The 12,673-nt window shown below is 28.8% G+C and carries 12 protein-coding genes and 1 other annotated feature; all 12 genes read left to right on the forward strand.

Annotation, left to right across the window (positions count from 1 at the left end; all coding sequences use genetic code 11):
- The first annotated feature begins 108 nt into the window (after positions 1 to 108).
- The 12 genes from B3N22_RS09600 to B3N22_RS09655 all read left to right on the forward strand — a co-directional run bounded on the left by B3N22_RS09600 (position 109) and on the right by B3N22_RS09655 (position 12,615).
- Complete coding sequence (locus B3N22_RS09600; RefSeq protein WP_286906624.1) at positions 109 to 1,452, forward strand: TrkH family potassium uptake protein; 1,344 nt, start codon at positions 109 to 111, stop codon at positions 1,450 to 1,452.
- A gap of 108 nt (positions 1,453 to 1,560) precedes the next feature.
- A complete protein-coding gene (locus B3N22_RS09605; protein ID WP_286906626.1) occupies positions 1,561 to 3,102 on the forward strand; it encodes a hypothetical protein in 1,542 nt (513 codons plus the stop codon).
- A gap of 11 nt (positions 3,103 to 3,113) precedes the next feature.
- Positions 3,114 to 3,914, forward strand: coding sequence for a RelA/SpoT domain-containing protein (locus B3N22_RS09610; protein ID WP_286906628.1), 801 nt, complete (start codon positions 3,114 to 3,116; stop codon positions 3,912 to 3,914).
- A 151-nt stretch (positions 3,915 to 4,065) separates the two neighbouring features.
- On the forward strand, positions 4,066 to 4,857 hold the full coding sequence (locus B3N22_RS09615; protein WP_073020982.1) for a lipid II flippase Amj family protein: 792 nt from the start codon (positions 4,066 to 4,068) through the stop codon (positions 4,855 to 4,857).
- A gap of 21 nt (positions 4,858 to 4,878) precedes the next feature.
- Positions 4,879 to 5,454 carry a metallophosphoesterase family protein gene (locus tag B3N22_RS09620; RefSeq protein WP_286906631.1) on the forward strand — a complete coding sequence of 192 codons (576 nt, stop codon included), beginning with the start codon at positions 4,879 to 4,881 and terminating at the stop codon, positions 5,452 to 5,454.
- A gap of 63 nt (positions 5,455 to 5,517) precedes the next feature.
- Positions 5,518 to 6,111, forward strand: coding sequence for a hypothetical protein (locus B3N22_RS09625; RefSeq protein WP_286906634.1), 594 nt, complete (start codon positions 5,518 to 5,520; stop codon positions 6,109 to 6,111).
- A gap of 27 nt (positions 6,112 to 6,138) precedes the next feature.
- On the forward strand, positions 6,139 to 7,143 hold the full coding sequence (gene add, locus B3N22_RS09630; protein WP_073020991.1) for an adenosine deaminase: 1,005 nt from the start codon (positions 6,139 to 6,141) through the stop codon (positions 7,141 to 7,143).
- Between the two features lie 184 nt (positions 7,144 to 7,327).
- Positions 7,328 to 7,804 (forward strand): GAF domain-containing protein, encoded by a 477-nt coding sequence (locus tag B3N22_RS09635; RefSeq protein ID WP_414632229.1) that lies wholly within the window; start codon positions 7,328 to 7,330, stop codon positions 7,802 to 7,804.
- A 367-nt stretch (positions 7,805 to 8,171) separates the two neighbouring features.
- Entirely contained in the window at positions 8,172 to 8,366 is a 195-nt protein-coding gene (locus B3N22_RS09640; RefSeq protein ID WP_073020998.1) for a DUF4250 domain-containing protein, read from the forward strand.
- A gap of 204 nt (positions 8,367 to 8,570) precedes the next feature.
- Positions 8,571 to 10,175 (forward strand): putative bifunctional diguanylate cyclase/phosphodiesterase, encoded by a 1,605-nt coding sequence (locus B3N22_RS09645; RefSeq protein WP_073021000.1) that lies wholly within the window; start codon positions 8,571 to 8,573, stop codon positions 10,173 to 10,175.
- 102 nt (positions 10,176 to 10,277) lie between these two features.
- The gene (locus tag B3N22_RS09650) at positions 10,278 to 11,648 is read left to right on the forward strand and encodes an MATE family efflux transporter (protein WP_286906639.1); all 1,371 of its coding nucleotides are present in this window, start codon (positions 10,278 to 10,280) and stop codon (positions 11,646 to 11,648) included.
- 52 nt (positions 11,649 to 11,700) lie between these two features.
- Positions 11,701 to 11,939, forward strand: a binding site (T-box leader).
- A gap of 145 nt (positions 11,940 to 12,084) precedes the next feature.
- The gene (locus tag B3N22_RS09655) at positions 12,085 to 12,615 is read left to right on the forward strand and encodes a tryptophan transporter (protein WP_073021002.1); all 531 of its coding nucleotides are present in this window, start codon (positions 12,085 to 12,087) and stop codon (positions 12,613 to 12,615) included.
- Positions 12,616 to 12,673: the final 58 nt, after the last annotated feature.

The raw sequence follows: 12,673 nt of genomic DNA on the forward strand, positions 1-12,673 counted from the left end.
TGATAATTATGCTATAATATATTAAAGTTTAAATATTAGCAAAGTGAAAAAATAACATATATTAAAAAAACTACTTTTTAAGTAGTTTTTTATTACATAGGAGATAGGATGATAAATAATCTGGTAAAAATAAAGTTTACTCCTGTTAGGATATTAGCAATTGGATTTGGATTAATAATATTAAGTGGAGCAATGCTACTTACCCTTCCAATAGCATCAGCTTTAGGAGAAAAGACTCCGTTTATAGATGCATTATTTATGTCAGCCTCTGCTGTATGTGTAACTGGATTAACTACACTTGATACAGGAGTATATTGGAGCTATTTTGGTAAGACGATTATAATAGTACTTATTCAGATAGGCGGCTTAGGATTTATGTCTTTTGCTACCTTAATTGCCGTAATGTTAGGGAAAAAAATAACCTTAAGAGAGCGCTTGGTTATGCAGGAGGCTATGAGCTCTTTTGGACTTCAAGGATTAATTAAACTTGCACGATATATAATAATTTTTACATTTGTAATAGAAGGTATAGGAGCAACACTTTTAGCTACAAGATTTATACCTGAATTTGGTTTTAAAAAAGGTGTTTATTATAGTATATTTCATGCTATAGCAGCTTTTTGTAACTCAGGAGTAGATTTATTGGGTGATTTTAAAAGTTTGATGCCTTATTATGATGATATTACAATAATATTGACTATAAGTGCTCTTATAATTGTTGGAGGACTTGGATTCCCTGTATGGCATGAGATATATGTTAATAAGAGATTAAAAAGAATGTCTTTACATAGTAAGGTAGCTTTACTTACTACTGTGACTCTTATTGTTTTGGGAACTATTCTGATATTTTTATTTGAATATAATAATTTAGGTACTATGGGAAGTATGAATATTAAAGACAAACTACTGTCATCATTTTTCTCATCTGTAAGCTTAAGAACTGCCGGATATAGTTCCATTTCTGTTAGAGATATGACTATGGCTGGGATATTTTTAACAACTATTTTGATGTTTATTGGAGGATCGCCGGGATCAACTGCTGGAGGAATAAAAACTACAACATTAGCAACTATATTATTTACTATAGTTAGCTTTATCAAAGGAAAAGACGATACTGAAATTTTAAAGAAAAGAGTAGCTAAAGATTCTGTTCATAAAGCTTTTATAGTTTCTATATTAGGTTTTATATTAGTAACTGTTGTAACCATGATACTTTCCTTGACAGAAAAAGGTGTTTCTTTTCAATATCTGCTTTATGAAGCTACTTCAGCATTTGGAACTACTGGATTAACTTTAGGATTAACTACGGAATTATCCTTTATAGGCAAGTGTATTATATTGATTACTATGTATTTAGGAAGACTTGGACCAATAATGGTGGTTTTATCAGTTTCTAGAAACACAAAAGCAAACCCTATAAAATATCCTGAGGATAAAATATTGATTGGATAACATGGTTTCCTCCTAATTGTAATGAATAGTAGATTTTGATATAATTTTGATTGGATAGGGTTTATAAATGACGTTATTATAGAGGAATTATAAAGGGGGATTAATATAGTGGAGTATGAAAAAAATTATAGAAATGATGACTATATTAATATAGAAAATTTCTCTAGAAAAATAGGAGAAAAGATTGGCATAGGAACCTCTATAGTTAAGGATTATATATTGGCTAAAGTAAGTATAGGTCTAGCTTCTAATAGTGATGCAAGAATTAAGATAGATGAAATATATAATAAAGATAATGATAAATATTATGGTGCCTCAATAAAATCTTCAACTATAAATTATATTTTGATGAATCAAGGTGATTTAGAAGAAGAGATATATGCAAGAAAAGTTCTTGGTATTTTATTAATAGCTGAATATGATTTTAATCTGAGAAACAGCATTATAAAGATTTTAAGACTTTACTATCCAGAAGTCTTTAATTCAGTTAAAAAGGTAGACAAGAAAAAATTAGTTAATAAGTATTCAAAGATGGATAAGATAACCAGAGAAATTGAGGCTAAGTTAGATTCAGCAGTATATTTTTACATAACCATATATAAATCCCCAAATTGGTTAGATGAGGGCTTTATAACAGCTATTATAGATGACATAATGGATTTTGAGTTTGAGGACTTTATTTCAGTAGATATCCAAGAAGAGATAAGAACTAAAAGCAGTAAAATTTATAAAATCAAAGAAGAATTTCACAAAAAATATGGTAAGATTAATGACTATAAGGATTTTATAGCTTTTATTAATAAATATGATGAAGAAAAGTTAAGTATTTTAAAGAATATATTTAAAGTAAATAAATTAGATATAGATTATTTATTTAAGAATGATGAGTTTAACATTGATAAAATAATTTTAGCTTACATAAAAGCAGATAAAGCAGCATTTAAGTTAGAAGATATTCTTATAAATAGTGTTATAATGCAGCTTTTAATTGATAAATATAAAGAATCTAAGGAAATTTATTTTAATAACAATGAGGAGACTGTAAATTTCAAGTTAAAGGATTTAAAAAGTGTAGTAAATGAGGTTAGGGATAAAAATAGAAATTTAAATCTTGAGGTTAAAGATCTTGAAGAATATAAAAATCAAACAGAAAATATATTACATAATGAAAGAAATAGATTAATCAAAGAACATAATATAGAAATAAATTATCTTAAAAATAGAATAAAAGAGCTAGAAAATAATCTATATGAAGAACAAAAGTATAAAATGGAATTGAATGCTTTAAGAGAGTATGTATTTGAAAAAGATAATAACTATATACCAGAAGAAGAGGATAAAAGTTTAGTTGATCATATAAATGGTAAAAAGATCATAATCATTGGTGGAGCTAAAGAGTGGAGAAGAAAATTTAGAGAAAAGTACCCAGAAATAAGAAGTCTTAATGGGTTTAATGAAAACTTTGATGTTACAGTTTTAGGTATGGTTGATTATATATTCTTTTTTACTGGACATATGAGTCATGCAACTTATTATAAAGCTATAAACTATATAAGATTAAATCAGATCCCTTTTGGTTATATAGGTAAAACTAATTTGGATTTAGTTGAACTTGAGCTTATAGATGAACTAGAAAAATATAAAGCTTAGAGGAGAACCGTATGGTAAATGAGTTTAATGTAGAAAAATTCCTAGATACATATCCAACTATTGAAGAGGAAATAAAAGAGGATGATATTGATACAAATATTTTAAAAGATATATATGAGGATTATGTTTTATATGTAGATACCTATGAAACACAATCAGAGTTTATATCAACCATTCTTAGAACCCATTCTAAAGTTCATTCTGTTAAGTCCAGGGTAAAAAGACCATATAGGCTAATAGAAAAGATTATAAGGAAAACACCTGAGAGAAGAGAGATATATGGGGAGAGCTTTAGATTTTCTCTAGAAAATTATAGAGATGAAATAAATGACCTTATAGGTATTCGAGCTATTCATATTTTTAAACAGGATTGGGAGAGTATTCATGAATTTATATTAAATACTTGGAAAGTGGTTGAAATTACAGCTAATGTAAGAGATGGGGACGATACTAGACGATTTGAAGAGCTTGATATACAGATTAAGTCAAGAAAATCAGGATATAGGTCAGTGCATTATTTAATAGAATTTTATCCAACCAGTCAGAAGGTTATAGCAGAAATACAGGTTAGAACAATTTTTGAAGAAGGTTATGGAGAAATAGATCATCAGCTTAGATATTCTCATAATAAAATACCAGAGGTATTAGAGTCCAATCTACTACTATTTAATAGAATATCAGGAAGTGCAGATGAAATGGCATCATTGATACATCTTCTTAATAAAAATCTTTGTGATATGGACAATAAGTATAAAGAGATAATAGAACAAAAAGATGAAGAGATAAAAAGACTAAAAGAGAATCTCATATAAATATTAAACCTAGATGCATTGGTTCATCTAGGTTTTCTAGGTTGTAAAGGTTCTGAAATGATTTGTAATGGTTTTGTTGGTAACGATATAGAAGGTGCTTGTGGTAAAATTTATGATATTGAATGTTTTCTATAAACAAGGAGGGAATATTATGGATGCTAGAATAATAATTGTTTTAGTGATGAATTTTATAATTTCTTTAATCGGTACTTTAGCTTATTCTGTGAGACTCGTTGGGGTTAGAACTGGTAAGATAGCAATATCTTTTGCTTTATTTAACGTACTTATGCTTGTATCTAGATTGGCAGTTACTATACAAAATCCTATATTATCAAAGTTTGTAGAAACAGGTGCTGAAAATATAAATATAGTTAATTCCTTTAATTTAATTATAATAATTTCAGGAGTAGCTTCTATAGTGGGCGCTTTTCTTATTCCATCTTTTCAAAGAATATTAGGAAAAGGGGTGGAATCTTTTTCAGAGCAAAGATCCTTTCAAAAATTAATTATTCATAGTTTCTCTAAATCTGGAATAAAGTATGTTAAAAATTCTATAGCAATTCCAGTAAAAGAAAGCATTACATCTATAGATTTTAGAAAATTTCCAAAGAGAATAATAGTACTTAATATAATAATTGTAGCTGCATCTACGGTAGGGGCACTTGCACCTATATATGCAGGAAGCCTACAACCAGACCTTGGGAAAACATGCATGTCTTTATCAGCATTAATAAATGGGGTAGCTACAATATTAATGACCTTAGTAACAGATCCCCAGCTATCTATGATGACGGATGATGTTATGGAAGGAAAGTGCACTGAAGAGGATTTTAGAACTTGTGTTATTGGTATGGTTGGAAGTAAAGCAATAGGAACATTTTTAGCATTATTTCTATTAATACCAGCGTCTTATATAATAATATTTGTAGCTAAGATAATATAAATTTAGATTTGAGGTAGTAGAATGAAATTTTGCATAGTTTCAGATATACATGGAAATCTTAGGGCTTTAGAGTATATAATTAATTATGCCGACAAAGAAAATATTAAAACCATTCTTAATTTAGGAGATATCTTTGGAGGGGAAAACGATAAAGAGGTTTTCTTAAAGATAATAAATGATAAAAGATTTATAAATATAAGAGGGAATCATGATGACAATATATCAGAGTATATTGATGATATTCTTCTTAAAGAATGTATACTTATGTATAAAAATATACCTCTAAAACGAGTAGTAACTCTTGAGGAGAGAAAGTTTCTTATGGTACATTCAAGAGAAACTTCAAACAGAGATATTCCTATTATTTATAATGGAGGTTCCATAGAAGAGTTTATAGATGATTATTCTGAGGAGGTTGATTATGTTTTGATGGGACATACTCATCTTCAAATGTTGTTAACTTATTATGGAAAAAAGACTATAATAAATCCAGGATCTTTGGGATTATCTTACGATAATTCAATATATTTTTGTGTAGGGTATGTATCTGACAATGAAGTGAATTTTGATTTTAAGAAAATTAATTTAAACTCTTAGAATTTTTTAACAAAAAATTACTCATACTAAAAGTGAAATATTTAGTAGAAGGAGTGATTTTTTTTGAAAAAAGTATTTATAGCAGTTGTTATAGCAGGTATGGCAATATCTAAACCTGTATTTGCGACAGAAATTAATGTTTTGACTAGAAGTGAAATAACAATACAAGCTGATGAAGGACAAGATAAATTTAAAGAATTCAAAGAGGCAAATAAGGCTGATTTTGAAGAGGTATTAAGTGAAAAAAGAGCAATTAGGAAAGAAATGCAACAGCTTTATGAAAAAAGGCTAGGAATGAAAAAAGAATCAAAGGAAGAAATGAGAACTTTTATAAAAGATATAAAAGATAGAGTTGACAAAGGTGAATTAACTAAAGAAGAAGGAATTCAGATAATTAAAGATAAGAGAATCAGTGATCAAGAGTATTTAAAGAATTTTAGCGAAGAAGGCAAAAAAGAGCTAAAAGCTATAGATGAAAAGATTAATGAACATTCTCAAGAGGTAAAGAAGTTAAAAAAGGAATTAGAATCAAGTATAGAGGAAAAAGACTCAAAGAAAATGGAGTCGGCGAAGAAAAAGTATATTGATGCTATGAAAGACCATAATAAACTTCTAAAGCAAAAATTAGAGGTTATAAAGAAGTATTCAAAGAAATAGAAACGTTAAAAGAGGGAGAGGTTAATATTGAATATTAGAGAGAAAATCAAACAGTTACCTAAAGTTGAACTTCATCTTCATTTAGATGGAAGTGTTAGAGAAGAGACTGTTTGGGAGTTACTAAATAAGCAGGGAAAAAATACTAATTATAAATCATTTGAAGAGTTCTCAAAAATATTAAGTGTTGATGGTAAATGTGAATCACTTAAAGAATACTTAAAGGCTTTTGATTATCCAATTATGGTAATGCAAAATAAAGAAAATTTAAAAAGAATTTCTAGGGAACTTATAGAGGATTTAAGTAAAGAAGGAGTAGTATATGGGGAAATACGATTTGCACCTATATTACACACCTCTAAAGGATTAACAATTGAAGAGGTTATAGAGGCTGCCATCGATGGAATAAAAGAAGGCGAGAAGTTATATGGAGTAAAGAGTAATTTAATTTTATGTGCAATGAGAGGATTTCCCTTAGAAGATAATATAAATGTTATTAGAAAAGGGGCAATATATTTAAATAAAGGTGTAGTTTCAGCAGATTTAGCTGGAAATGAGCATGACTTTCCTCCAGAAGAAAGTAAAGAGGTTTTTGATTTAGCTAAGTCATTAGGCTATCATATAACCATTCATGCAGGTGAAACTGGGAGAGAAGAGAATATAATTAAATCTATAGATATAACGCATGCTGAACGTATAGGTCATGGAATGTATGCTTATAAAAATCCTAAGATATATGATGTACTTAAGGAGAAAAATATTACCCTTGAAATGTGTCCTACTAGTAACTTAAACACCAGTGCTGTTGATAGACTTGAGGATCACCCTATAAGGAAATATTTTGATGAAGGAATTAAAGTAACTGTAAACACTGATAATATGACAGTATCAAGAATTACTTTAGAGGAAGAATTATATAATTTAAATGAAAAACTAGGATTTTCATATGAAGAGATTGTAGAATTAATGAAAAATGCTATTGAAGCATCTTTTTGTGACGATGAAACTAAAAAGTGGATAAAAAATAAATTTTAAAAACCTAATATTATTAGTATAAATGAATGAATAATAGATGATACTATCAGGGAAATTAAAAACAGAGTTTTGCCATAACCCTTTATAAGTATCCTCAAAAAACTCCTATATTATAGGGGTTTTTTATTTATGGATTTTAAGATAATATATTAATATAAGAAAATGAAAGAATAGGAGAAGAATTATGGAAGAACTTAAAAGTACAGAAAATGTAGAAGAATCTTTAGGATTTATGGTTTATTCGTGTAAGGAACAATTACAGGATGAAAAAGATATTATAGCTAATTTATCAAATATATCAGCTATAATTAAATTCTATTTAGATAGATGTAACTGGGCAGGATTTTATTTAATGAAGGATGGAGAATTGGTTTTAGGACCATTTCAAGGACTACCAGCTTGTATTAGAATACCTTTAGGAAAAGGTGTGTGTGGTAATGCTGCAGATGAAAAAAAGGTTCTTATAGTAGATAATGTTCATGAATTTCCAGGACATATAGCTTGTGATGGAGCATCGAATTCTGAGATAGTAATACCTATAATAAAAGATGGAGAAGTTTATGGTGTGCTTGATATAGACAGTCCAGAGCTTTCTAGATTTACAGAAGTGGAAGAAAAATATTTAACTGAAGTTGTTAAATATATAGAAGCTTCAATATAATAATTAAAACCACCCTAAAATAAGGGTGGTTTTAATTAGACAAAGGAGGTGTAATGTCTAATTCAGCTTTAATTAAAATGAAATCAATTCAGGTATATTGCCTAGAAGAATTATGATTAAATAATTCTAAAGAGGATAGATTAATAGTAATTTTATATAATCCAGTATCTTTCAAATAATCCTTTAAAGGTTCCCCATTAATATCCTTTAAAAGAAACGTTGCATTTGAAGGAATTGGTATATAAAATTGCTATTAATTACTGCAAAATGATCTCAAGTAAGTGCACTTACAATAATATAATATTGAATAATTGAATGTATTGTTACAATTATTTGAAAAAATAAGTAGGTATTTAGGAGGAAATTTATGAACAGGGAAGAAATATTTAATAGAGATGTTTTTATACTTATAAGTATTGTGAATATGAAACTTAGAGATTCTTATGGAAGCTTAGAGGATTATTGTTATGAGGAGGAAGTTGATAGGGATGCCCTTGTAGAAAGATTTAGTGAAGAGGGGTATGTTTATAATAGTGAAACTAATTCATTTACAAAAGCTTAGTTGGTAATTATAATTAAAATATATTATTGGCGTTATTTACTATATGATAGGAGTGAGTGAGATGAAACCAATAGGTAAAGGGAGAATTGCTGTAGTACTAGTAGCAACTGCGGCTTTAGTAGCAAGTATAATAAAAGATAAAAAAGATAAATGAAAATATAATTAGAATAGAGGGCGTACTATTATCCATGTGGAGGGAGCATTTTGAAAAGTAGGGTTGTAATTATTAGGGGAATAATAGCAATAGGCGTTATATTAGCTATAAATGTTTATGCAAGATACAGTACATATGGGAATGTCATAAGTAATGTTTTATTAGTAGGGATAAGTGCGTTCTATTTAAAACTATATCTTGAAAAAGAGGCGTTTAAAAGTAAAAATGAGGTTTTAGAATCAGAACAAAAAACGTTAAAAGACAAGGAATCGGCGCTAGATGAAATTGAACGTAGACATAAATTAGCTATAGAAGGTTCAATAGATACTATTAAAGAAAAAGAATTGAAGATAAGGTATATGAGTTATTATGATTCCGTAACGGGATTATATAACAGACATTATTTAAAAAAATCAATAAATAAATACATTGAGATTCACAAAAAGGAAAAAAATAGAGCCGCATTGATTTTTATAGATTTAGACAATTTTAAGTATATAAATGATTCTTTTGGACATGAGTATGGGGATATACTTTTAAAAACATTGTCTGATAAATTAAAAAAAACTATCAATGAAAAAGATTTGTTAGGTAGATTTGGCGGCGATGAATTTATAATATTTTTACCTAATATTGAAAAGATATCACAAGTTGAGGATGTATTAAAAGGGGTAACGAATGTATTTAAGTATCCAAAAAACATATTAGGAAACTATATATATACTTCAGGAAGTGTAGGTATATCAATGTTTCCAGACGATGCAGCTGACTTTGCTACGCTTCTAAAAAATGCTGATGCAGCTATGTATAGAGCTAAAAGCAATGGTAAAGATACATATCAATTTTTTAATGATCAGATTGCAAATGAGATAATAAGACTATATGAAATAGAAGAAGGTCTTAGGGAAGCTTTGGATAATAATGAGCTTTATGTGGAGTTTCAACCCAAGGTTGTGTTAACAGACAACAAAATTATGGGATTCGAAGCTTTAGCTAGATGGAAAAATAAGAGATTAGGATTTGTCTCGCCAGCAGAATTTATTCCTATAGCTGAAAATAATAGGATGATATTAAAAATAGGAAGTTTTGTTTTAGAAGAAATCTTTATTAAGTGCAAGCAGTTTATAGAATTAGGACATGATAATTTTAAAATAGCTGTAAACTTATCGGAAGTACAACTAAGAGAAGGCGACATTGTTGAAGAGTTTAAACAACTAATTGCACAATACGAGATATCTCCTAAATTTATAGAAATAGAGATAACTGAGAGTATGTTAATGAAGTCATTTGATAATAATATAAAAATACTTATGGCTTTAAAAGATTTAGATGTTAGTATAGCACTAGATGATTTTGGAACTGGTTATTCTTCTTTAAATTATCTAACTAAGCTGCCTATAGATATATTAAAAATAGATAGAAGTTTTTTATTAGATATAATGGAGAATAGTAAAAGTAAATTTGTAGTAGAAAATATAATCCAGCTTTCGCACAAATTGGGAATAGAAGTTGTAGCTGAAGGGGTGGAAGTAAAGGAACAAGTTGATTATCTAAGAAGTATATTCTGTGATTTTGTTCAAGGATATTATTTTTCTAGGCCACAAAGCTTTGAAAATGCAGCTATTATGATGAAGGATAGATATATAGCTGTTTAGTTTATTAAATAATATAGTTAAGGATGTTTACTAAAAAAATTAGCTATAGTAATTGTATAGCTAGAAAGTAAATATCCTTTTATTAGTTCTGGAGGACAGGTTTTGAATAAAAATATAGATTTAACAAAAGGAAAAATATTAAGTGTATTATTGAAGTTAGCGCTACCTATAATGGGGACATCATTTATTCAGATGTTTTATAATATGGTAGATATGTTATGGATAGGAAGGCTTGGAAGTGGAGCAGTAGCAGCTATAGGAACGGCGGGTTTTTTTAGCTGGTTTGGAGGATCTTTTATTTTAATATCTAAGGTTGGTGCAGAGGTTGGAGTTGCTCAATCTGTTGGACTAAAAGATGATGAAGGTGTTAAAAAATACATATCAAATAGTATAATAATCAACATCATACTTGCTTTTGTATATGGAATGGTATTGATTATTTTTAGAAACCCAATAATAGACTTTTTTGATTTAGGAGATGAAGGAATAATAAGGGATGCAATTATATATTTAGTTATTATAGCATTAGGAACTGCTTTTAACTTTATAAACCCTATATTTACTTCTATATTTAACGGAACTGGAGATTCAAAAACACCATTTATAATAAATACAGTAGGATTAGTGTTTAACATAGTATTTGACCCTGTATTAATATTTGGCTTTGGACCATTTCCTGCTTTAGGTGTAGCAGGAGCTGCAATAGCTACAGTACTTGCACAAGTTGTGGTAACAGTAATATTTATATATCATATCCTTAAAATGAATCACTATTATTTTAGATTTAATTATTTTAAATATTGGGATAGAGAGTACGTATATAAGATTAGTAAAATGGGATTTCCAGTGGCAGTTCAAAATGGACTTTTTTCATTTTTCTCTATGGTATTAGCAAAAATAATAGCTGGCTTTGGACCTACGCCTATAGCAGTACAAAAGGTAGGCTCCCAGATAGAAGCAATTTCATGGATGACAGCTGGAGGGTTTTCTACAGCAATAGGAACTTTTATAGGGCAAAATTATGGAGCAAAGAAGTGGGATAGAATAAAAAAAGGCTATATAGCGGTTATGGGAATGGCAATAATAACAGGTTTAGCTGCGACAATATTATTAGTGTTTTTAGGAGGGGAGATTTTTTCATTATTTTTACCTAATGAAGACGCTATAAGACTAGGGGAAACCTATTTAAAAATATTAGGTTACTCTCAGTTATTTATGTGCGTAGAAATAACTGCTGCAGGAGCCTTTAATGGGTTTGGGAAAACTACAATTCCATCTGTAGTAAGTATTGTTTTTACAGCTCTTAGAATTCCATTAGCATTATTTTTATCTAAATCAACAGCGTTAGGTTTAGATGGAGTATGGTGGAGTATTAGTTTAAGTTCTTTTGTTAAAGGTATATTAGTAACTCTTCTATTTTGGCTTTTAATTCTAAGACCTATGATAAATAATCAAATAGCAAAATATAAATAATTATTGACAACAATTTGTATATAGTATAATATTATATAAAATAAAGATATATAATAATCCTGAGATAAGGAAGAGTAGTTTTAGATGTATGGTTCTAGAGAGTTGAGAATGGTGGGATCTCAATACCAAAGTTTATTATGAATGGGCCTTTGAGGAATAAAGTGAAATCTTTTTGGAGAGTAGCCTAATCGTAAATCCCACGTTATAGGGATAAAGATATGTTAGTATCTTTAAGAGTGGCGTATTTACGCAATTTAGGTGGCACCACGGATTATAGTCTCCGTCCTATTATTTTATAATAGGACGGAGTTTTTATTTTACCTTAAAATAGTAAGTTTATTTCTTTAATAAGGGGGCAGAACCATGAAATGAAAGGCAGCTTTAGAAAATCCATAGAAAATATATAAAAATATAAAAACTTAGGGGGCAATTTATTATGAAAACAAAAAAATTAGTATTAAACTCAATATTATTAGCTATAGGACTTATGTTACATCAATTTACACCAGCATTAGGTTTTCCGATGCAACCAGATTTTGCGCTTGCAACATTATTTATCATTATGATTTTAAATAAAGATTATAAAACTGTTTTAATAGCAGGAATAGTTACAGGAATATTCACAGCAATGACAACTAAGTTCCCAGGTGGACAAATTCCTAATATAATAGATAAAATAGTCACTGTTACTATAGTTTATGGAATTTTATATATAATAAGAGAGAGATTGAATAAGAACATTGTTTTAGGGATAATACTTCCTATAGGAACTTTAATAAGTGGAACAATATTCTTGGGGTCTGCATCCATACTAGTAGGGCTACCAGGAGGAGCATCATTTGGGGTATTATTTATGGGAGTTGTTTTACCAGCTGTTATAATTAATTTAATTGCAGGTTTTGCATTGTTTAAAGTATTTGAAACATCTTTAAGAAGAAGTGGTCTTACAAGAGATTTTAATATATAGTTAAAAAGTCATGGGGAAGTTTCTCATGACTTTTTTGTTGTCTAGAAAACCTCCGGCT

The organism is Clostridium sp. UBA1652, assembly GCF_002320975.1.
GTDB classification, from domain to species: Bacteria; Bacillota; Clostridia; order Clostridiales; family Clostridiaceae; genus Clostridium_T; species Clostridium_T intestinale.

Coding starts and splice junctions, on each gene's coding strand:
- B3N22_RS09640 (WP_073020998.1), top strand. CDS start 8,172: ATGAACAGGGAAGAAATATTTAATAGAGATGTTTTTATACTTATAAGT.
- B3N22_RS09655 (WP_073021002.1), top strand. CDS start 12,085: ATGAAAACAAAAAAATTAGTATTAAACTCAATATTATTAGCTATAGGA.
- B3N22_RS09615 (WP_073020982.1), top strand. CDS start 4,066: ATGGATGCTAGAATAATAATTGTTTTAGTGATGAATTTTATAATTTCT.
- B3N22_RS09610 (WP_286906628.1), top strand. CDS start 3,114: ATGGTAAATGAGTTTAATGTAGAAAAATTCCTAGATACATATCCAACT.
- B3N22_RS09635 (WP_414632229.1), top strand. CDS start 7,328: ATGGAAGAACTTAAAAGTACAGAAAATGTAGAAGAATCTTTAGGATTT.
- B3N22_RS09600 (WP_286906624.1), top strand. CDS start 109: ATGATAAATAATCTGGTAAAAATAAAGTTTACTCCTGTTAGGATATTA.
- B3N22_RS09620 (WP_286906631.1), top strand. CDS start 4,879: ATGAAATTTTGCATAGTTTCAGATATACATGGAAATCTTAGGGCTTTA.